Genomic DNA, 21,230 nt, shown 5'->3' on the forward strand with positions numbered 1-21,230 from the left:
CGTCGCGGGGCTTTTTTTACGGTTTGCCAGCTTCCCGTTCGTCTCGTTATCAAGCGCCTCTTTTATCAAGGACACCCCATGACCACTTCGGAAAAAGCCCTGCGTTCGCAACGCCTGAACCAGATCACCCATGAGCCGCACAGCAAGCTCGACGCCCTGGTCAAGGCCCACGCGCCGTTCGAAACCCGCGCCAACTTCGCGCGTTTCGTGGTCGCGCAGTACCTGTTCCAGTCGGAACTGGTCGATCTCTATAACAATGCCGAACTGACTGCCATCGTCCCGGATCTGCCGGCCCGTTGCCGCGCCGAAGCCGCGAAGGCAGATTTGGCGGATCTGGAAACTGAAGTGCCGGCGCCTGTGGCTGGCGCGGTGAAAAACCCAAGCAAGGCCCGTGCACTGGGCTGGATCTTTGTCTCCGAAGGTTCGAAGCTCGGCGCTGCGTTCCTGATCAAACGTGCGGTGGCGCTGGAGCTGAGCGAAACCTTCGGCGCCCGTCACTTGGGTGAACCGGAAGGCGGACGTGCCGAAGGCTGGAAAAGCTTCGTGCGCACTCTCGATTCCCTGCCGTTCACCGCCGAAGAGGAAGCCGAAGTCGAGCAAGGCGCAATCGACGCGTTCAACCGCTTCACCGTGCTGCTGGAACAGGCTTACGCGACCGAAGCCGAACCGGCCTGACACACAGCAAATTCCCCTTGTAGGAGTGAGCCTGCTCGCGATGGCGGTGTATCAGTCGACATTAATGTTGAATGACCGGATGCCATCGCGAGCAGGCTCACTCCTACAGGGGAACGGTGTAAGCCTGTAAGATTCCCGTCCCGCTTCAGAAGCAACCGCTGAGCCCATGCCGCAACCCGCCACCTCAAAACTCGCCCGTCTGCTGTTCGGCCTGTTGGCCTACGTCAGCCTCGGCATTGGCCTGATCGCCATCGTCGTGCCCGGCCTGCCGACCACCGAGTTCATCCTGCTCGCCGCCTGGGCCGCGACCCGCAGCTCGCCACGCCTGAGCGCCTGGCTGGAAAACCATCGGCTGTTCGGGCCGATCCTGAGCAACTGGCGCAACGGCAAAATCATCGCGCGCAAGGCCAAGGTCAGCGCCACGATCAGCATGCTGCTATGCGCGACACTGATGCTGGTAATGCTCGATCACGGCTGGCCGGTGTATCTGGCAATTGCCGGGATGAGCCTTGGCAACCTGTGGATCTGGTCACGCCCGGAAACCCTCGCCTCTTCCTGACTCACAGATCCCCTGTGGCGAGGGAGCTTGCTCCCGCTCGGCGGCGAAGCCGTCGCAAAACCTCCGCATGCGGTGAATCGGCAAGAATACAGGGGGGCGCTGCGCACTCCAGCGGGAGCAAGCTCCCTCGCCACAACAGCCTCATAACCTCTCCGTCATTCACCAGGCTGAAACTTCCCTGTAATTAATCACCTTTTCAGCACAATCCCCTGCGCAAACGTTTAGCGCTGACCGTTCGTCGGCAAGCGCCTCATGCAGCTTCGCCGCGCGCCGATGAGCAATGCATGGCGCTGAATGGATTTGGCAAACCGGGTAGTTCATCCCGTGGCCACCTGCTCATTCATTCACGAGATCGCCCCATGTTCGACTCTCTCTCCATTCGCCTGAAAATCGTCCTGCTCTCCGGCCTGTGCCTGCTGGGTGTGGTTGCGCTGATCGTCGGCATGAACATCTACCAGACCAACCAGAACGACGAACTGGTCAGCAACTCCAGCAACCAGTTGCTCACTGCCAGTGTGCAGAACCTGTTGCAGGCCAAGGCCGCCGAACAAGCAGTGCGGGTGCAGAAGACCTTTGGCGAAAGCCTGACGGTGATCACCGCGCTGGCCGATCAGATCAAGGACATGCGCCTGCTGGCCGCCAAGCGTTCGCTGGACGCCGGTGCCTTGCGTGAAGAGTTGAACCTGAGCCTGAAAACCGCGTTCGAGCGCAACGACAAGGTGCTCGGCATCTGGCTTGCCTTCGAACCCAACGGCCTCGACGGCAAGGACAGCGAGTTCGTCAACGACGCCGCGCGCCAGTCCAACGAAGCCGGGCGTTTTGCGAGCTACTGGAGCCGCGCTGCCGGCTCGGCGCTGAACACGATCATGATCGAAGAAGACATGACCAAGACCACCCTCAGCGTCAGCGGCACGCCGTACAACAGCTGGTACACCTGCCCTCGCGACAACAAGCGTACTTGCCTGCTCGATCCGTATGCCGACACCGTGGGCGGCAAGGAAATGTTGATGACCACCATTTCCGTGCCGTTGATCGTCGACGGCAAGGCGATCGGCGTGGTCGGTGTCGACATCGCCCTCGATGCCCTGCAAGCAGCGGCGGTGGATTCCCAGCGCAACCTGTTCAACAACGCCGGGCACATGCTGATCGTCTCCGGCAGCGGCGTATTGGCTGCCGACAGCTCGGACGCGGCCAAAGTCGGCAAAAAGATCAGCGACACCCTCGGCGCCGACGGCAAGGACGTGCTGCAACTGGTCAGCAGCGGCACGCCGAAGATTCTTGAACAGGGCGAGTTGATTCGTGCGGTGTACCCGGTGGATCCGATTGGCAACTCGCGGGCCTGGGGTGTGGTCATCGACCTGCCGAAACAGGTGCTGCTGGCCGACTCGGTGAAGCTGCAAGCGGTCCTCGACGACGCGCAGGAAACCGGTGTGCTCACCGCATTGGCGGTGGCTGTCGTCGCCGGGCTGATTGGCTTGTTGCTGATCTGGCTGACGGCTTCCGGCGTCACACGCCCGATCAACAGCGTCGCCGAGATGCTGAAGAACATCGCCAGCGGTGAAGGCGATCTGACCCAGCGCCTGAACTACAGCAAGAAGGATGAACTGGGCGAACTGGTGAACTGGTTCAACCGCTTCCTCGACAAGCTGCAACCGACCATCGCCCAGATCAAACAGAGCATCACCGAAGCGCGTGGCACTGCTGATCAGTCATCGGAAATCGCCCGCCAGACCAGCGAAGGCATGCAGGTGCAGTTCCGCGAAATCGATCAGGTCGCCACCGCCTCCAATGAAATGAGCGCCACCGCCCACGACGTCGCCAACAGCGCGTCGAACGCGGCCAACGCCGCCAAGGGCGCCGATCAGTCGGCCAGGGACGGCCTGTCGATCATCGAGCGCAGCACCCGCGACATCAATCAACTGGCCGATGAAGTCAGCAAAGCGGTGACCGAAGTCGAAGCACTGGCGGTCAACAGCGAGCAGATCGGTTCGGTGCTGGAAGTGATCCGCAGCATCGCCGAACAGACCAACCTGCTGGCGCTCAACGCCGCGATCGAAGCAGCCCGCGCCGGAGAAAGCGGCCGTGGTTTCGCGGTGGTGGCCGACGAGGTGCGCAACCTCGCCAAGCGCACTCAGGATTCGGTGGAAGAAATCCGCATCGTCATCGAACGTATCCAGACCGGCACCCGTGGCGTGGTCGCGACCATGCATTCGAGCCAGACCCAGGCGCACAACAACGCCGGGCAGATCCGTCAGGCGGTGGATGCGCTGGGCAAGATCAGCGATGCGGTGACCGTGATCAGCGACATGAACCTGCAGATCGCCAGCGCCGCCGAACAGCAGAGCGCTGTGGCCGAAGAGGTCAACCGCAACGTCTCGGCGATTCGCACCGTGACTGAAACCCTGACTGAACAGGCGACCGAGTCGGCGGCGATCAGCAGCCAGCTCAATGCCCTGGCGAGCCAGCAGATGAAGCTGATGGATCAGTTCCGCGTTTGAAAATCACCGCAGTCCCCTTGTGGGAGCGGGCTTGCTCGCGAAGGCGGTATGTCAGCAACATTTGAAGTGACTGACACTCCGTATTCGCGAGCAAGCCCGCTCCCACTGGGTCAAGTGTTCGGCGTTCGGTTTTTTCATCTGACCCGAGATTTTTTTGCACTATCATCGCCCTCTCTCCCGGAGGGCCTTCGATGACTGATTTACTCACGTCCATTCAAGCCGCGCTCGGCTTGCCCCACACGCCGATTCCGTTCACCGCCAGCGGCGCCCTGCCCTCGGCGTTCGCCGTGACCGATCTGGCCTGCGCCAGCATCGGCGCTGCCGGTCAGGCCGTCAGCGAGCTGCTCCGGCAACAGACCGGGCACTTGCCCGCGGTGGAAGTCGATCGACGTCTGGCCTCGTTCTGGTTCGCCACTTCGTTACGACCGATAGGCTGGGAAGTCCCGCCGCTGTGGGATCCGGTCGCCGGCGATTATGCAACCAAGGACGGCTGGATCCGCTTGCACACCAACGCCCCGCATCACCGCGCTGCGGCTGAAAGCGTGCTCGGTGCCTGTGCCGACCGCGCCGCGATGGCGGCGAAAGTCGCGCAATGGAACAGTGCCGATCTGGAACAAGCGGTGGTCGAGGCCAAGGGCTGCGCCGCTGAAATGCGCAGCTGGGCGCAATGGCAACAGCATCCGCAGGGCCAGGCGGTGAACGCCGAACCGCTGGTGCATTTCATCGATTCGCAGGATGAAAAGGCCAACGCGTGGCAAGGCTCGGCGGCGCAACCGCTGGCCGGGATCAAAGTGCTAGACCTGACCCGCGTGCTCGCCGGTCCCACCGCCAGCCGTTTTCTCGCGGGCCTCGGCGCCAATGTGCTGCGCATCGATCCGCCGAGCTGGATCGAGCCGGGTGTCATTCCCGACATGACTCTTGGCAAACGCTGTGCGCGGCTGGACCTGCAGCAACCGGACGATCGCGCGGTGTTCGAAAACCTGTTGGAGGACGCCGATATCCTCATACATGGCTACCGTGCCGATGCCCTGGAACAACTCGGTTTCGGCGCCGAACGCCGCCGACAACTGGCGCCGGGGCTGATCGACGTCTGCCTCAACGCCTACGGCTGGAGCGGCCCATGGCGCAACCGCCGTGGCTTCGACAGCCTGGTGCAGATGAGCAGCGGCATCGCCGAGGCCGGACAGCGCTGGAAACAGGCTGACAAACCGACGCCGCTGCCGGTGCAGGCGCTGGATCACGCGACCGGGTATCTGATGGCGGCGAGTGCGATCACCTTGCTCACTGAACGTTTGCGCAGCGGTCGCGGCGGTTCTGCACGCTTGTCACTGGCGCGCACCGCCAAGCTATTGATCGAACATGGGCCTGGGACGAGTGAAGCGTTGCGCTCCGAAGAGGCGCAGGATCAAAGTTCGCAGGTGGAGCAGACACCGTGGGGGCCGGCGCATCGCTTGCTGGCGCCGGTGAAGATCAGCGGGACGCCGCTGCAGTGGGCGTTGCCGGCTACTGAATTGGGTTCGCATCGCGCGCAGTGGTGATGACCATTCGGGCCTCTTCGCGAGCAAGCCCGCTCCCACAGGGGAATGCATTTCAAATGTGGGAGCGGGCTTGCTCGCGAAGAGGACCGCACTGACACCACCGATGCACAATCAATCCACCTACAACGACAACACCCCGCTGTACAAACCATACGCCGCCAGCCCCGCGCCGATCAGCACGCAGGCGAAAATGCCTTTCTCGACCGGGGTGAACAGCGGCTCACCCTGCTCATGCTTGGCCTTGGCAAACAGCACCACCCCCGGCGCATACAGCAACGCCGACAGCAGCAGGTATTTCACCCCGCCGGCATACAACAACCACACCGCATAACACAGGGCGATCCCGCCAATCAGCAGATCCTTGGTACGTTCGGCCGAGGCATGTTCGTAGGTTTCGCCACGTCCGCTGAGCAACACCGCGTACGCCGCCGACCACAGGTACGGCACCAGAATCATCGACGACGCCAGATAAATCAGACTGGTGTACGTGCCCGCCGAGAACAGGGTGATCAGCAGAAAAATCTGGATCATCACGTTGGTCAGCCACAGCGCATTGACCGGCACATGGTTGGCATTTTCCTTTTTCAGGAACGCCGGCATGGTCTTGTCCCGGGCCGTGGCGAAGAGGATTTCCGCGCACAGCAGCGCCCACGACAGCAGCGCGCCGAGCAGCGACACCGCCAGACCGAGGCTGATCAACAAAGCGCCCCACGGCCCGACGATGTGTTCCAGCACCGCCGCCAGCGACGGGTTCTGCAGGGTTGCCAGTTCGGGCTGGCTCATGATCCCCAGCGACAGCACGTTGACCAGCACCAGCAGCGCCAGCACGCCGAGGAAGCCGATCACCGTGGCGCGGCCGACATCGCTGCGCTTCTGCGCCCGCGCCGAATACACGCTGGCGCCCTCGATGCCGATGAACACGAACACCGTGACCAGCATCATGTTGCGCACCTGATCCATCACCCCGCCGAAGCTCGGGTTGCTGCGGCCCCAGATGTCGCGGGTGAAAATGTCGGCCTTGAACGCCACGGCGGCAATCACGATGAACATGATCAGCGGCACGATCTTGGCGACCGTGGTCACCTGATTGATGAACGCCGCCTCCTTGATCCCGCGCATCACCAGAAAATGCACGGCCCACAGCAGCACCGACGCGCAGCCGATGGCGATCGGCGTGTTGCCCTGGCCGAACACCGGGAAGAAGTACCCGAGGGTGCTGAACAGCAGGACGAAATAACCGACGTTGCCCAGCCACGCGCTGATCCAGTAACCCCAGGCCGAGGAAAACCCCATGTAGTCGCCAAACCCGGCCTTGGCGTAGGCGTAGACGCCCGAGTCCAGCTCGGGCTTGCGGTTGGCCAGGGTCTGGAACACGAACGCCAGGGTCAACATGCCGATGGCGGTGATCCCCCAGCCGATCAGGATCGCCCCGGCATCGGCGCGGGCGGCCATGTTCTGTGGCAGCGAGAAAATCCCCCCGCCAATCATCGACCCCACCACCAGGGCGATCAACGCACCCAGTCGCAGCTTTTGCGTCGGTTGCGACATTCCAGTCTCCCTTTTCCTGACAACGGTTCTCGAAACCTGTTTATACCTGTGGCGAGGGGATTTATCCCCGATGGGTGGCATAGCCGCCCCAAAACCTGAGAACTCGTTCTGCCTGATACACCGCGCTGAATGGATCTGGGGCGGCTACGCCACCCATCGGGGATAAATCCCCTCGCCAAAAGGTGTGTCTATTTCTGGGTACTAACTAAACGGATAAAGCGTAAGTACGTTTTTTGAATAACGCCAACCCCCCTCTTATATATAGCCAACAACGCTAACGCATAGCACGACTAATCGCTTTTGTGCGCGAATCCTGATTATTCGATTCTGTACTGAAAACAGATGTGAAAAATTTGCCAAAAGCTGAAAACCAACTAGCGTGATAATTCCAAAGTAATAGGAGAAATTCCCAACCACATCTGCCAAAAGCCTCTGGAATGGGCTTTTTCGGGCAGCAGCTTTATGCCATCAGCTCTTTCATAAGTCATTCATTAACAATGGAATGTGACCATGAACTGATCCAAGTCAGCTGTTTGAACAGACAACAGCATTACGCTGTGAACTCTTCTCTCCTGCAATGGAGTCATGCAATGTCTGAAGCTCCCGGAAAACTACGATTAGGTGCACTGGTTGCCTTGGTCGTCGGCTCAATGATCGGTGGCGGGATATTCTCTTTGCCACAAAACATGGCCGCCAGCGCCGACGTCGGCGCGGTACTGATTGGCTGGGCCATCACCGCTGTCGGCATGCTCACCCTCGCTTTTGTCTTTCAGACCCTCGCCAATCGCAAGCCTGACCTGGACGGCGGTGTCTACGCCTACGCCAAGGCCGGATTCGGCGATTACATGGGTTTCTCGTCCGCCTGGGGTTACTGGATCAGTGCCTGGCTGGGCAACGTCGGCTATTTTGTTCTGTTGTTCAGCACCCTCGGGTATTTCTTTCCGATTTTTGGCGAAGGCAACACGGTAGCGGCGGTGATCGGTGCCTCGGTGCTGCTGTGGGCCGTGCACTTTCTGGTGCTGCGCGGGATCAAGGAAGCGGCGTTCATCAACCTGGTGACCACCGTCGCCAAAGTCGTGCCGCTGCTGCTGTTCGTCCTGATCGCGATCTTCGCTTTCAAACTGGACATCTTCACCGCCGACATCTGGGGTATGAAAAACCCGGATCTGGGCAGCGTGATGAACCAGGTGCGCAACATGATGCTGGTCACCGTGTGGGTGTTCATCGGCATCGAGGGCGCGAGCATCTTCTCGGCCCGGGCGGAAAAACGCTCCGATGTCGGCAAGGCCACCGTCATCGGTTTCATCACCGTCCTGCTGTTCCTGGTGCTGGTCAATGTGCTGTCGCTGGGCATCATGACTCAGCCGGAACTGGCCAAACTGCAGAACCCGTCGATGGCCGCCGTGCTCGAACACGTGGTCGGTCACTGGGGCGCGGTACTGATCAGCGTCGGTCTGATCATCTCGCTACTGGGGGCGCTGCTGTCGTGGGTGCTGCTGTGTGCGGAGATCATGTTCGCCGCCGCCAAAGACCACACCATGCCGGAGTTCCTGCGCAAGGAAAACGCCAATCACGTACCGGTCAACGCCCTGTGGCTGACCAACGCGATGGTCCAGCTGTTCCTGATCATCACGCTGTTTTCGGCCAGCACTTACCTGTCGCTGATCTACCTCGCCACTTCGATGATTCTGGTGCCGTACCTGTGGTCGGCGGCCTATGCCCTACTGCTGGCGGTACGCGGCGAAAGCTACGAAGGCTTCGCGGCCGAACGACGCAAGGATCTGATTATCGGCGGCATCGCGCTGATCTACGCGGTGTGGCTGCTGTATGCCGGCGGGGTCAAGTATCTGCTGCTCTCGGCCCTGCTTTACGCACCCGGCGCGATCCTGTTCGCCAAGGCCAAGCTGGAACTCAAACAACCGATTTTCACTAACGTCGAGAAGCTGATTTTCGCCGCAGTCGTCGTGGGTGCCCTGGTGGCAGCCTACGGCCTCTACGACGGCTTCCTGACCTTGTAACCCTTGATTTGTAATCTGGAGGATCACTGCAATGACCACGGAAAAAGTTAAGTACGGCGTCCACTCCGAAGCCGGCAAACTGCGCAAAGTCATGGTTTGCTCCCCAGGTCTGGCCCACCAGCGGCTGACCCCGAACAACTGCGATGAACTGCTGTTCGACGATGTACTGTGGGTCGCCCAGGCCAAACGCGACCACTTCGACTTCGTGACCAAAATGCGTGAACGCGGGATCGACGTGCTGGAAATGCACAACCTGCTGACCGACATCGTCGCCATCCCGGAAGCGCTGGACTGGATCCTCGATCGCAAGGTCACCGCCGACTCGGTGGGCCTGGGCCTGATCAGCGAAGTCAAATCCTGGCTGAAAAGCCTTGAGCCGCGACACATCGCCGAATACCTGATTGGCGGCGTATCCGCCGATGATCTGCCGGACAGCTTCGGTGGCAAGACCATCCAGATGTTCCGCGACTTCCTCGGCCACTCCAGCTTCATCCTGCCGCCGCTGCCGAACACCCAGTTCACCCGCGACACCACCTGCTGGATCTATGGCGGCGTGACGCTGAACCCGATGTACTGGCCGGCGCGACGTCAGGAAACCCTGCTGACCACTGCCATCTACAAATTCCACCCGCAGTTCACCAACGCCGATTTCGAAATCTGGTACGGCGACCCGGACAAGGATCACGGCAGCTCGACTCTTGAGGGCGGCGACGTGATGCCGATCGGCAACGGCGTGGTGTTGATCGGCATGGGCGAACGCTCATCGCGTCAGGCCATCGGCCAACTGGCACTGAACCTGTTCAAGAACAAAGCCGTGGAAAAAGTCATCGTCGCCGGCCTGCCGAAATCCCGCGCGGCGATGCACCTGGACACCGTGTTCAGCTTCTGCGACCGCGACCTGGTGACGATCTTCCCGGAAGTGGTCAACCAGATTGTCGCGTTCACCCTGCGTCCTGACGAAAGCAAACAGGGCGGCATCGACATCCGCCGCGAAGAAGGCAGCTTCCTCGACACCGTCGCCGCTGCGCTCAACCTGCCGAAGCTGCGTGTGGTGGAAACCGGCGGCAACAGCTTCGCCGCCGAACGCGAGCAATGGGACGACGGCAATAACGTGGTGGCCGTGGAACCGGGCGTGGTCATCGGCTACGACCGCAACACCTACACCAACACCCTGCTGCGCAAGGCGGGCGTGGAGGTGATCACCATCAGCGCCGGCGAACTCGGTCGTGGTCGCGGCGGCGGCCACTGCATGACCTGCCCGATCATCCGCGATCCAATCGATTACTAAACCTCTGAGCCTTGGCCGCGACTTACAAAGCGCGGCCAGGGGGATAACCGACACCGAAGGAGATCCATCATGGCTTTTAACATCCACAACCGTAACCTGCTCAGCCTGGAACACCACACCCCACGTGAGCTGCGTTACCTGCTCGACCTGTCCCGCGATCTGAAACGCGCCAAGTACACCGGCACCGAGCAGCAACACCTCAAGGGCAACAACATCGCCCTGATCTTCGAAAAAACCTCGACCCGCACCCGTTGCGCGTTCGAAGTGGCGGCCTACGACCAAGGCGCCAACGTCACCTACATCGACCCGAACTCGTCGCAGATCGGCCACAAGGAAAGCATGAAAGACACGGCCCGCGTGCTGGGTCGCATGTACGACGCCATCGAGTACCGTGGCTTCAAACAGGAAATCGTCGAAGAGCTGGCGAAGTTCGCCGGGGTGCCGGTGTTCAACGGTCTGACTGATGAATATCACCCGACGCAAATGATCGCCGACGTGCTGACCATGCGTGAACACGCCGACAAGCCGATCCACGAAATCAGCTACGCCTACCTCGGCGACGCACGCAACAACATGGGCAACTCGCTGCTGCTGGTCGGCGCCAAGCTCGGCATGGACGTGCGTATCTGCGCGCCGAAAGCCCTGTGGCCGCATGACGATCTGGTCGATCGCTGCAAGAAATACGCGGAAGAATCCGGCGCCCGCATCACCCTGACCGAAGACCCGAAAGCCGCAGTCAAAGGCGTCGACTTCATCCACACCGACGTCTGGGTGTCGATGGGCGAGCCGGTCGAAGCCTGGGCCGAACGTATCCAGCAACTGCTGCCGTACCAGGTCAACGCCGAGCTGATGAAAGCCACCGGCAACCCACGCACCAAGTTCATGCACTGCCTGCCGGCGTTCCACAACAGCGATACCAAGGTCGGCAAACAGATCGCCGAACAGTATCCGCATCTGGCCAACGGCATCGAAGTGACCGACGACGTGTTCGAGTCGCCCGCCTGCATCGCCTTCGAGCAAGCGGAAAACCGCATGCACACCATCAAGGCGATCCTGGTTTCGACCCTGGCTGATCTGTAACTGAAATAGCTCCCACTGAAGGAACCGAATCCCAATGTGGGAGGGGGCTTGCTCGCGAAAGCGGTGTGTCATTCAACAGAGATGTCGACTGATCCACCGCCTTCGGGAGCAAGCCCCCTCCCACCAAGGCCCCCGGTTCCGGCAGTGCGACCGAGTCGTTTGCCATTCATCTGTTTTAGAAGGACATGCACCATGCGTATCGTCGTAGCTCTGGGCGGTAACGCCCTGCTCCGTCGTGGCGAGCCGATGACCGCTGACAACCAGCGCGCCAACATCCGCATCGCCACCGAGCAAATCGCCAAGATCCACCCCGGCAACCAACTGGTCATCGCCCACGGCAATGGCCCGCAAGTCGGCCTGCTGTCGCTGCAGGCGGCAGCCTACACCTCCGTTACCCCTTACCCGCTGGACGTGCTCGGTGCCGAAACCGAAGGCATGATCGGCTACATCATCGAACAGGAACTGGGCAACCTGCTGGACTTCGAGGTGCCGTTCGCCACCCTGCTGACCCAGGTCGAAGTCGACGCCAAGGACCCGGCCTTCCAGAACCCGAGCAAACCGATCGGCCCGGTCTACGAGAAAGCCGAAGCGGAAAAACTCGCCGCCGAGAAAGGTTGGTCCATCGCTCCGGACGGCGACAAGTTCCGCCGCGTGGTTGCCAGTCCACGGCCGAAACGCATCTTCGAAATCCGCCCGATCAAGTGGCTGCTGGACAAGGGCAGCATCGTCATTTGCGCGGGCGGCGGCGGGATTCCGACCATGTACGACGAGCACCGTAACCTCAAGGGCATCGAGGCGGTGATCGACAAGGATCTGTGCTCGTCGCTGCTCGCTGAACAACTGGAAGCCGACTTGCTGGTGATCGCCACCGACGTCAATGCGGCGTTCATCGACTACGGCAAACCGACGCAGAAAGCCATTGCCGAGGCGCACCCGGATGAGCTGGAACGTCTGGGTTTTGCCGCCGGCTCCATGGGACCGAAGGTGCAGGCAGCCTGCGAATTCGCGCGCCATACTGGCAAGGTCGCGGTGATCGGCTCGCTGGCGGACATCGAAGCGATCGTGCAGGGCACTGCCGGTACACGCGTCAGCACGGCGAAGCCGGGCATCAGCTATCGATAACTAGAAACTCCGGGGGCAGACCGAGGGTCTGCCCTTCTCCCATGCCTTGAAAGGAGAAACCCATGGCCCAGTTTGAACCCGGTCATTTGCACATCGAGCGGCACGCGCTGACTCCGGAGGACGTCAGTTACAACGTGCACCTCGACTATGAAGTGTTCACCGATCCGCAGAAAGGCAAAGGCATACAGTTCACGATGCACGGCAACCTTCAGGGCAAGGACATGAAAGAGACCTTCTTCCTGCCCAAAGAGGAGGCCTACAACTTTGCCAACAATGTGACGAAAATCGCCGAGAAGTACGGCATTCCCAAGACCCACAGCCAGATCGGCTCGGTTCACAAGCATTACGACATGATGTTTGAAGACATCCGCAAGCAACTTGATATGAAGTCCGGCGACCCGGTAAATCTCGAGCACTTCGAATAACCTGGATTTTGCACATCCCCTGTAGGAGTGAGCCTGCTCGCGATAGCGGTGTATCAGTCAACATCGTTGTTTCTGAAACACCGCTATCGCGAGCAGGCTCACTCCTACAAGGGACCCGTGTTGGCCTGAAATCCTGTGTCCGGTTTCACCATTAGCCCGCCCCAAGGCATACTTGCCACCCTCCGCTCTGCAGATCATTGAACCGCCCCCATGCGTATCCACGTCAGCTTCATCGACCGCGTCGGCATCACCCAGGAAGTCCTGGCTATCCTCGGTGGGCGCAATCTCAATCTGGATGCGGTGGAGATGATCCCGCCCAACGTCTACATCGATGCCCCGACCTTGAGCCCGCAAGTGCTCGAAGAGCTCAAAGATGCGTTGTTCCGGGTGCGCGGCGTGGAGGCCGTGGTGGTGGTCGACATCCTCCCCGGCCAGCGGCGGCATCTGCAGCTTGATGCATTGCTCGCGGCGATGACCGATCCGGTACTGGCCCTCGATAGCGCCGGCAAGGTGCTGCTGGCCAACCCGGCACTGATCGCCCTGTACGGCCGCGAACCGGCAGGTGAAAGTGTCTCTGAGCTGTTCAACGACCCCGGTCTGCTGGAAACTCTGCTCGAACAAGGCTTCCGCCTGCCGTTGCGCGAGATTACCGTCAACGGCCAGACCCTGCTGCTCGACGCCACACCGATCACCGACGCCGGCGCGCTGCTGACCCTGTATCAGCCAAACCGCATCGGCGAACAGCTCTCGGCGTTGCACCACGACCATGCCGAAGGCTTCGATGCATTGCTTGGCGAATCCCCGGCGATCCGCACCCTCAAGGCTCGCGCGCAACGGGTGGCTGCCCTCGATGCGCCGCTGCTGATTCAGGGCGAAACCGGCACCGGTAAAGAACTGGTGGCCCGCGCCTGCCATGCGATCAGCGCCCGGCACAGTGCGCCATTCCTCGCGCTGAACTGCGCGGCGCTGCCGGAAAACCTCGCCGAGAGCGAACTGTTCGGCTACGCCCCCGGCGCCTTCACCGGCGCGGCGCGTGGCGGCAAACCGGGGCTGATGGAGCTGGCCAACCAGGGCACGGTGTTTCTCGATGAAATCGGCGAGATGTCGCCGTACTTGCAGGCCAAGTTATTGCGTTTTCTGAATGACGGCAGCTTCCGCCGGGTTGGCGGTGATCGCGAAGTGAAGGTCAACGTGCGGATCCTCAGCGCGACCCACCGCGACCTGGAAAAAATGGTCAGCGAAGGCCTGTTCCGCGAAGACCTGTTCTACCGCCTCAACGTGCTCAACGTCGAAGTGCCGCCGCTGCGTGAGCGTGGCCAGGACATTCTGCTGCTGGCGCGCTACTTCATGCAGCAGGCCTGTGCGCAGATCCAGCGCCCGGTGTGTCGCCTGGCACCGGGGACTTATCCAGCGCTGCTCGGTAACCGCTGGCCGGGCAACGTGCGCCAGTTGCAGAACGTGATCTTCCGCGCCGCGGCGATCTGCGAAAGCAGTCTGGTCGATATCGGTGATCTCGACATCGCCGGCACCTCGGTGGCGCGGCAGACCGACAGCGACGTCGACAGCCTCGAACAGGCCGTCGAGTCCTTCGAAAAATCGCTGCTGGAAAAACTCTACGTCAGCTACCCCTCGACCCGCCAACTGGCCAGCCGTCTGCAAACCTCGCACACGGCAATCGCCCATCGCCTGCGCAAATACGGCATCCCCAACAAACCGTAAGCCGCACGCGGTCAAAAATGTGGGAGCGGGCTTGCTCGCGAATGCGGTCTGACATTCAACATTTGCGGCGTCTGACACACTGCTATCGCGAGCAGGCTCACTCCTACAATGATCTGTGGTGGATTTGAAATCCGTTCAAAAGCGACGTCCATCTGTACTGAAAGCGCTACAGCGGAACGATATCGCTACACTCTCCTCCAATCACCGCTGTGCAAGGCTTTGATCCGCTTCAGCTTTTCTCCCCGCCCCAAGCTGTAGCGATTTCGCTACAGACACCTCATCCCCACCACAACCAGAAACATATAACTATTTGATTTATATAGATAAATACAATCTGGCCGCGTTCTTGCTAAGTAACCGCTCATAAAATCAGGGCTTTCATGCCCAAGCCTTCCACCGCGTCCACCAGACGAGTCTGGCCCCCTTAGGAGTTTCCATGAGCGAGTTGCGTTTTACTGAAGATCACGAATGGCTGCGCACCGAAGCTGACGGCAGCGTTACTGTCGGCATCACCGCTTTCGCGCAGAACGCTTTGGGCGACGTGGTTTTCGTGCAACTGCCTGAGCTGCAGGCTTACGAAAAAGGCGCCGAAGCCGCCACCGTGGAATCGGTGAAAGCCGCCAGCGGTGTATACATGCCCCTCGATGGCGATGTACTGGAAGTCAACCCGGCGCTGCAAGACGCACCGGAACTGGTCAACGAAGATCCGCTGGGCGAAGGCTGGTTCTTCCGCTTCCAGCCAAGCGACGACGCCGCTGTCGGCAAACTGCTCGATCAAGACGCCTACGACCGCCTGATCAAAGCCCAAGCCGAAGCCTGAGGAGTAACGACATGACCCAAGTAAACCTCGGCACTGCCAACGAATTCATCGCCCGTCACATCGGCCCGCGCGCCGCTGACGAGCAAGCCATGCTCAACAGCCTCGGCTTCGACTCGCTCGAAGCCCTGAGCGCCAGCGTCATCCCGGAAAGCATCAAGGGCACCAGCGTGCTCGGCATGGACGACGGTCTGAGCGAAGCCGATGCACTGGCGATGATCAAGTCCATCGCCGGCAAAAACCAACTGTTCAAGACCTACATCGGCCAGGGCTACTACAACTGCCACACGCCGTCGCCAATCCTGCGCAACCTGCTGGAAAACCCGGCCTGGTACACCGCTTACACCCCGTACCAACCGGAAATTTCCCAGGGCCGTCTCGAAGCGCTGCTGAACTTCCAGACCCTGATCAGCGACCTCACCGGCCTGCCGATCGCCAACGCCTCCTTGCTCGATGAAGCCACCGCCGCTGCCGAAGCCATGACCTTCTGCAAACGCCTGAGCAAGAACAAGGGCAGCCACCAGTTCTTCGCCTCGATCCACAGCCATCCGCAAACCCTCGACGTGCTGCGCACCCGTGCCGAGCCGCTGGGCATCGAAGTGGTGGTTGGCGATGAGCGTGAACTGAGCGACGTCACGCCGTTCTTCGGCGCACTGCTGCAATACCCGGCGAGCAATGGTGATGTGTTCGACTACCGCGAACTGACCGAGCGCTTCCACGCCGCCAACGCGCTGGTGGCCGTGGCTGCCGATCTGCTGGCCCTGACTTTGCTGACCGCTCCGGGCGAGTTCGGCGCCGACGTCGCCATCGGTTCCGCACAACGCTTCGGCGTGCCGCTGGGCTTCGGTGGCCCGCACGCGGCTTACTTCTCCACCAAGGATGCGTTCAAGCGTGACATGCCGGGCCGTCTGGTCGGTGTTTCGGTTGACCGTTTCGGCAAGCCGGCGCTGCGCCTGGCGATGCAGACCCGCGAGCAACACATCCGCCGCGAGAAGGCCACGTCGAACATCTGCACCGCGCAGGTGCTGCTGGCCAACATCGCCAGCATGTACGCCGTGTACCACGGCCCGAAAGGCCTGACCCGGATCGCCAACCGCGTGCATCACCTGACCGCGATTCTGGCCAAGGGCCTGAGCGCACTGGGCGCTAAAGTCGAGCAGACAAGCTTCTTCGACACCCTGACCGTAGCCACCGGCGCACACACCGCCGCGCTGCACGACAAGGCGCATGCACAGCAGATCAACCTGCGCGTAATCGATGCCGAGCGTCTGGGCCTGTCGGTGGACGAAACCACCACTCAGGCTGACATCGAAACCCTGTGGGGTCTGTTCGCCGACGGCAAGGCCCTGCCGGACTTCGCTGCGCTGGCCGCGTCGGAGCAAAGCACCATCCCGGCGGCGCTGGTTCGTCAGTCGCCGATTCTCAGCCACCCGGTGTTCAACCGTTATCACTCGGAAACCGAGCTGATGCGCTACCTGCGCAAACTGGCGGACAAGGATCTGGCACTGGATCGCACCATGATCCCGCTGGGCTCGTGCACCATGAAACTCAACGCCGCCAGCGAAATGATCCCGGTGACCTGGGCCGAATTCGGCGCCCTGCACCCATTCGCCCCGGCCGCACAAAGCGCCGGTTATCAGCAACTGACCGACGAACTGGAAGCGATGCTCTGCGCCGCCACCGGTTACGACGCGATCTCGCTGCAACCCAACGCCGGTTCGCAGGGTGAATACGCAGGCCTCTTGGCGATTCGCGCCTACCACCAGAGCCGTGGCGACGAGCGCCGCGACATCTGCCTGATCCCGTCGTCGGCCCACGGCACCAACCCGGCCACCGCCAACATGGCCGGCATGCGCGTGGTGGTGACCGCGTGCGATGCCCGTGGCAACGTCGACATCGAAGACCTGCGCGCCAAAGCCATCGAGCACCGCGAACACCTCGCGGCGCTGATGATCACCTACCCGTCGACCCACGGCGTGTTCGAAGAAGGCATCCGCGAAATCTGCGGGATCATTCATGACAACGGCGGCCAGGTGTACATCGACGGCGCCAACATGAACGCGATGGTCGGCCTCTGCGCACCAGGCAAGTTCGGCGGCGACGTTTCGCACTTGAACCTGCACAAGACCTTCTGCATCCCACACGGCGGTGGCGGCCCGGGCGTCGGCCCGATCGGCGTCAAGTCGCACCTGACCCCGTTCCTGCCGGGTCACGGTCAGATGCAACGCAAGGAAGGTGCGGTCTGCGCAGCGCCGTTCGGCAGCGCGAGCATTCTGCCGATCACCTGGATGTACATTCGCATGATGGGTGGCGCCGGTCTGAAACGCGCTTCGCAACTGGCGATCCTCAATGCCAACTACATTTCCCGGCGTCTGGAAGAGCACTATCCAGTGCTGTACACCGGCAGCAACGGGCTGGTGGCGCACGAGTGCATCCTTGATCTGCGTCCGTTGAAAGACAGCAGCGGCATCAGCGTCGATGACGTCGCCAAGCGTCTGATCGACTTCGGCTTCCATGCCCCGACCATGTCGTTCCCGGTCGCCGGCACGCTGATGATCGAGCCGACCGAAAGCGAATCCAAGGAAGAACTGGACCGCTTCTGCGACGCCATGATCCGCATCCGCGAAGAAATCCGCGCAGTGGAAAACGGCACCCTGGACAAGGACGACAACCCGCTGAAGAACGCTCCGCACACCGCAGCAGAGCTGGTCGGCGAGTGGACCCACCCGTACAGCCGCGAGCAGGCTGTTTATCCGGTAGCGTCGTTGATCGAAGGCAAATACTGGCCGCCGGTCGGTCGCGTCGACAACGTCTTCGGCGACCGCAACCTGGTCTGCGCCTGCCCGTCGATCGAAAGCTACGCTTAATGAATGAGGGGCGGGTTGACCTGCCCCGATTTTCAGCAACACCACAGATCCAAATGTGGGAGCGGGCTTGCTCGCGAATGCGGTGTGTCAGGCAGCATTGATGGCGACTGATAAACCGCATTCGCGAGCAAGCCCGCTCCCACAGGGGATTTGTGTCCAGCCTCGAGCTTGCGCCAATTCCTATAACAAGAAACCGGAGAACCACTCATGTCGTTAAGCGTGTTCGACCTGTTCAAGATTGGCATCGGCCCTTCCAGCTCCCACACCGTCGGCCCGATGCGTGCCGCTGCGCGCTTCGCCGAAGGCCTGCGCCGCGACGACCTGCTGTCGGCAACCAGCACCATCAAAGTCGAGCTGTACGGCTCGCTCGGCGCCACCGGCAAGGGTCACGGCAGCGACAAAGCCGTGCTGCTTGGCCTTGAAGGTGAACACCCGGACACCGTGGACACCGAAACCGTCGCCGCGCGCCTGCAGGATATTCGCAGCAATGGCCGGCTGAAGCTGCTCGGTGAACACAGCATTGCGTTCAACGAGAAAGAACACCTGGCGATGATCCGCAAACCGTTGGCCTACCACCCCAACGGCATGATCTTTCGTGCCTTTGATGCTGCCGGTATTCAGATCCGTAGCCGCGAGTACTACTCGGTCGGTGGTGGTTTTGTTGTTGATGAAGATGCGGCCGGTGCCGACCGCATCGTCGAAGACGCGACACCGCTGACCTTCCCGTTCAAAAGTGCCAAGGACTTGCTCGGCCATTGCGCTACCTACGGGCTGTCGATCAGCCAGGTGATGCTGACCAATGAAAGCGCCTGGCGCCCGGAGGCGGAAACCCGCGCCGGTCTGCTGAAAATCTGGCAAGTGATGCAGGACTGCGTCGCCGCCGGATGCCGCAACGAAGGCATTCTGCCGGGCGGGCTGAAGGTCAAACGCCGGGCGGCAGCGCTGCATCGACAACTGTGCAAGAACCCGGAATCGGCGCTGCGCGATCCGCTGTCGGTGCTGGACTGGGTCAACCTGTACGCCCTCGCCGTCAACGAAGAAAACGCCAACGGCGGCCGCGTGGTCACCGCCCCCACCAACGGTGCGGCGGGCATCATCCCGGCGGTGCTGCATTACTACATGCGGTTTATCCCGGGTGCGAATGATGACGGCGTGGTGCGCTTTCTGCTGACCGCCGCCGCGATCGGCATTCTGTACAAGGAAAACGCCTCGATCTCCGGCGCCGAAGTCGGCTGTCAGGGCGAGGTCGGCGTGGCTTGCTCGATGGCCGCCGGCGCGCTGTGCGAAGTGCTTGGCGGCAGCGTGCAGCAAGTGGAAAACGCCGCGGAAATCGGCATGGAACACAACCTCGGCCTGACCTGCGACCCGATTGGCGGGCTGGTGCAGGTGCCGTGCATCGAGCGCAACGCCATGGGCTCGGTGAAAGCGATCAACGCGGTGCGCATGGCCATGCGTGGCGACGGACAACACTTCGTCTCGCTCGACAAGGTCATCCGCACCATGCGCCAGACCGGCGCCGACATGAAAAGCAAATACAAAGAGACCGCCCGTGGTGGTCTGGCAGTCAACATTATCGAATGCTAATTAGCCCCCTTTCCCTGCGGGAGAGGGTTGGTGTGAATCAAGGAGTTCCGCATGTCCACCGAACAACTGTCGAAAACCCCGCTGCACGCTCTGCATATCGAACTCGGCGCCCGCATGGTGCCGTTCGCCGGCTACGACATGCCGGTGCAATACCCGCTGGGCGTGATGAAGGAACACCAGCACACCCGTGAGCAGGCCGGGCTGTTCGATGTCTCGCACATGGGCCAGATCCGCCTGACCGGCGCCAATGCCGCCAAGGCTCTGGAAACCCTGGTGCCGGTGGACATCATCGACCTGCCGGTGGGCATGCAGCGCTACGCGATGTTCACCAACGACAACGGCGGCATCCTCGACGACCTGATGGTCGCCAACCTCGGAAACGACGAGCTGTTCCTGGTGGTCAACGCCGCGTGCAAGGATCAGGATCTGGCGCATCTGCAACAGCACATCGGCGATCAATGCACCATTACGGAGCTGTTCGAAGTGCGCGCGCTGCTGGCGTTGCAGGGTCCGGCTGCGGTCACCGTGCTGGCGCGTCTTGCCCCAGAGGTGGCGAAGATGACGTTTATGCAGTTCAACCGCGTACAACTGCTGGGCGTGGATTGTTTCGTCAGCCGTTCGGGTTACACCGGTGAAGACGGTTTCGAAATCTCGGTGCCCGCCGCTGATGCGGAAAAGCTCGCCCGCGCCCTGCTGGCCGAACCGGAAGTTCAGGCCATCGGCCTCGGCGCCCGCGACTCGCTGCGCCTGGAAGCCGGCCTGTGCCTGTATGGCCACGACATGAACACCGAGACCACGCCAATTGAAGCCAGCCTGTTGTGGGCGATCTCCAAGCCACGCCGTGCCGACGGCGCGCGGGCCGGTGGTTTCCCTGGGGCAGAGACAGTTTTCGCTCAGCAGCAGAACGGCGTCGCGCGCAAACGCGTCGGCCTGCTGCCGCAGGAACGTACGCCGGTGCGTGAAGGCGCAGAAATCGTCAACGAAGCCGGCGAAATCATCGGCAGTGTGTGCAGCGGCGGCTTCGGTCCGACCCTGGGCGGCCCGTTGGCGATGGGTTACCTCGACAGCGCTTATGTCACCCTGGATACGCCAGTCTGGGCCATCGTTCGTGGGAAAAAGGTGCAAATGCTTGTAAGCAAAATGCCATTTGTTCCACAACGCTACTATCGCGGTTGATTGACTGTTTCTATAAGTAACGCGATTGCGTTATGCGTGCACTAATGTGTAACGCAATCGCCACAAAAAAGTGCATTTTCTAACATCTGATTCGATTATGAACTTTGCTTATAACGTTCGAAAACTTTTGAGCAAGCTATTCATCCAAGCCGCACTAGCAGACTGACTAACTGCCAGCAGGGGCAGGAAAACCGGGGCCTTCGCGGGGCTTGTTTTTTCTCCCGTAGTTGGCGTAGAGTTTGTCCACTGTGTTTGCATGGGTCAGCTTGGAATCGTGACCTGGGCAGTAGCCTACAAGTTAGCTACATCCCGCTCG

Annotated in this window: 14 protein-coding genes and 2 pseudogenes; 15 read left to right on the top strand and 1 reads right to left on the bottom strand. The window is 61.1% G+C overall.

What is annotated here, in order from left to right; translation table 11 throughout:
- Positions 1 to 78 precede the first annotated feature (78 nt).
- From AC1RBR_RS20665 to AC1RBR_RS20685, 5 genes and pseudogenes are all read left to right on the top strand, one after another.
- Positions 79 to 675 carry a biliverdin-producing heme oxygenase gene (locus AC1RBR_RS20665; RefSeq protein ID WP_103367431.1) on the top strand — a complete coding sequence of 199 codons (597 nt, stop codon included), beginning with the start codon at positions 79 to 81 and terminating at the stop codon, positions 673 to 675.
- Between the two features lie 166 nt (positions 676 to 841).
- The gene (locus AC1RBR_RS20670) at positions 842 to 1,234 is read left to right on the top strand and encodes a YbaN family protein (protein WP_492566364.1); all 393 of its coding nucleotides are present in this window, start codon (positions 842 to 844) and stop codon (positions 1,232 to 1,234) included.
- Between the two features lie 623 nt (positions 1,235 to 1,857).
- A pseudogene (locus AC1RBR_RS20675) lies at positions 1,858 to 2,874 on the top strand (methyl-accepting chemotaxis protein); the annotation flags it as partial.
- Positions 2,875 to 3,207: 333 nt separating this feature from the next.
- A pseudogene (locus AC1RBR_RS20680) lies at positions 3,208 to 3,732 on the top strand (methyl-accepting chemotaxis protein); the annotation flags it as partial.
- A 191-nt stretch (positions 3,733 to 3,923) separates the two neighbouring features.
- On the top strand, positions 3,924 to 5,270 hold the full coding sequence (locus tag AC1RBR_RS20685) for a CoA transferase (RefSeq protein ID WP_492566366.1): 1,347 nt from the start codon (positions 3,924 to 3,926) through the stop codon (positions 5,268 to 5,270).
- A 120-nt stretch (positions 5,271 to 5,390) separates the two neighbouring features.
- On the opposite strand, the gene arcD (AC1RBR_RS20690) is transcribed toward AC1RBR_RS20685, so the two are convergent.
- Complete coding sequence (gene arcD / locus AC1RBR_RS20690) at positions 5,391 to 6,818, bottom strand: arginine-ornithine antiporter (RefSeq protein WP_492566368.1); 1,428 nt, start codon at positions 6,816 to 6,818, stop codon at positions 5,391 to 5,393.
- A gap of 590 nt (positions 6,819 to 7,408) precedes the next feature.
- Between arcD (AC1RBR_RS20690) and arcD (AC1RBR_RS20695) the strand changes: the two genes are divergently transcribed.
- The 10 genes from arcD (AC1RBR_RS20695) to gcvT all read left to right on the top strand — a co-directional run bounded on the left by arcD (AC1RBR_RS20695) (position 7,409) and on the right by gcvT (position 20,914).
- The gene (gene arcD, locus AC1RBR_RS20695; RefSeq protein ID WP_492566370.1) at positions 7,409 to 8,836 is read left to right on the top strand and encodes an arginine-ornithine antiporter; all 1,428 of its coding nucleotides are present in this window, start codon (positions 7,409 to 7,411) and stop codon (positions 8,834 to 8,836) included.
- Between the two features lie 31 nt (positions 8,837 to 8,867).
- Positions 8,868 to 10,124, top strand: a complete 1,257-nt coding sequence (arcA, locus tag AC1RBR_RS20700; RefSeq protein ID WP_095137045.1) for an arginine deiminase — start codon at positions 8,868 to 8,870, stop codon at positions 10,122 to 10,124.
- Positions 10,125 to 10,193: 69 nt separating this feature from the next.
- Positions 10,194 to 11,204 carry an ornithine carbamoyltransferase gene (locus tag AC1RBR_RS20705; protein WP_047296014.1) on the top strand — a complete coding sequence of 337 codons (1,011 nt, stop codon included), beginning with the start codon at positions 10,194 to 10,196 and terminating at the stop codon, positions 11,202 to 11,204.
- A gap of 192 nt (positions 11,205 to 11,396) precedes the next feature.
- Positions 11,397 to 12,326, top strand: a complete 930-nt coding sequence (gene arcC / locus AC1RBR_RS20710) for a carbamate kinase (protein WP_492566372.1) — start codon at positions 11,397 to 11,399, stop codon at positions 12,324 to 12,326.
- Positions 12,327 to 12,388: 62 nt separating this feature from the next.
- Positions 12,389 to 12,751: a DUF5064 family protein gene (locus AC1RBR_RS20715; RefSeq protein WP_095137043.1), complete on the top strand. Its 363-nt coding sequence runs from the start codon at positions 12,389 to 12,391 to the stop codon at positions 12,749 to 12,751.
- Between the two features lie 210 nt (positions 12,752 to 12,961).
- On the top strand, positions 12,962 to 14,470 hold the full coding sequence (gene gcsR, locus AC1RBR_RS20720) for a transcriptional regulator GcsR (protein ID WP_095137042.1): 1,509 nt from the start codon (positions 12,962 to 12,964) through the stop codon (positions 14,468 to 14,470).
- 436 nt (positions 14,471 to 14,906) lie between these two features.
- Entirely contained in the window at positions 14,907 to 15,290 is a 384-nt protein-coding gene (gene gcvH, locus AC1RBR_RS20725) for a glycine cleavage system protein GcvH (RefSeq protein ID WP_492566375.1), read from the top strand.
- Between the two features lie 11 nt (positions 15,291 to 15,301).
- Positions 15,302 to 18,154, top strand: coding sequence for an aminomethyl-transferring glycine dehydrogenase (gcvP, locus tag AC1RBR_RS20730; protein WP_492566377.1), 2,853 nt, complete (start codon positions 15,302 to 15,304; stop codon positions 18,152 to 18,154).
- Between the two features lie 207 nt (positions 18,155 to 18,361).
- Positions 18,362 to 19,738, top strand: coding sequence for an L-serine ammonia-lyase (locus AC1RBR_RS20735; protein ID WP_492566379.1), 1,377 nt, complete (start codon positions 18,362 to 18,364; stop codon positions 19,736 to 19,738).
- 51 nt (positions 19,739 to 19,789) lie between these two features.
- Positions 19,790 to 20,914 carry a glycine cleavage system aminomethyltransferase GcvT gene (gcvT, locus tag AC1RBR_RS20740; protein WP_492566381.1) on the top strand — a complete coding sequence of 375 codons (1,125 nt, stop codon included), beginning with the start codon at positions 19,790 to 19,792 and terminating at the stop codon, positions 20,912 to 20,914.
- Positions 20,915 to 21,230 lie beyond the last annotated feature (316 nt).

Source organism: Pseudomonas sp. GW823-FHT01D03, from assembly GCF_058798255.1.

Bases quoted from the DNA above. Each gene is read 5' to 3' on its own strand.
- AC1RBR_RS20665 (WP_103367431.1), top strand. From the start codon at position 79: ATGACCACTTCGGAAAAAGCCCTGCGTTCGCAACGCCTGAACCAGATC.
- AC1RBR_RS20670 (WP_492566364.1), top strand. From the start codon at position 842: ATGCCGCAACCCGCCACCTCAAAACTCGCCCGTCTGCTGTTCGGCCTG.
- AC1RBR_RS20685 (WP_492566366.1), top strand. From the start codon at position 3,924: ATGACTGATTTACTCACGTCCATTCAAGCCGCGCTCGGCTTGCCCCAC.
- arcD (WP_492566368.1), bottom strand. From the start codon at position 6,818: ATGTCGCAACCGACGCAAAAGCTGCGACTGGGTGCGTTGATCGCCCTG.
- arcD (WP_492566370.1), top strand. From the start codon at position 7,409: ATGTCTGAAGCTCCCGGAAAACTACGATTAGGTGCACTGGTTGCCTTG.
- arcA (WP_095137045.1), top strand. From the start codon at position 8,868: ATGACCACGGAAAAAGTTAAGTACGGCGTCCACTCCGAAGCCGGCAAA.
- AC1RBR_RS20705 (WP_047296014.1), top strand. From the start codon at position 10,194: ATGGCTTTTAACATCCACAACCGTAACCTGCTCAGCCTGGAACACCAC.
- arcC (WP_492566372.1), top strand. From the start codon at position 11,397: ATGCGTATCGTCGTAGCTCTGGGCGGTAACGCCCTGCTCCGTCGTGGC.
- AC1RBR_RS20715 (WP_095137043.1), top strand. From the start codon at position 12,389: ATGGCCCAGTTTGAACCCGGTCATTTGCACATCGAGCGGCACGCGCTG.
- gcsR (WP_095137042.1), top strand. From the start codon at position 12,962: ATGCGTATCCACGTCAGCTTCATCGACCGCGTCGGCATCACCCAGGAA.
- gcvH (WP_492566375.1), top strand. From the start codon at position 14,907: ATGAGCGAGTTGCGTTTTACTGAAGATCACGAATGGCTGCGCACCGAA.
- gcvP (WP_492566377.1), top strand. From the start codon at position 15,302: ATGACCCAAGTAAACCTCGGCACTGCCAACGAATTCATCGCCCGTCAC.
- AC1RBR_RS20735 (WP_492566379.1), top strand. From the start codon at position 18,362: ATGTCGTTAAGCGTGTTCGACCTGTTCAAGATTGGCATCGGCCCTTCC.
- gcvT (WP_492566381.1), top strand. From the start codon at position 19,790: ATGTCCACCGAACAACTGTCGAAAACCCCGCTGCACGCTCTGCATATC.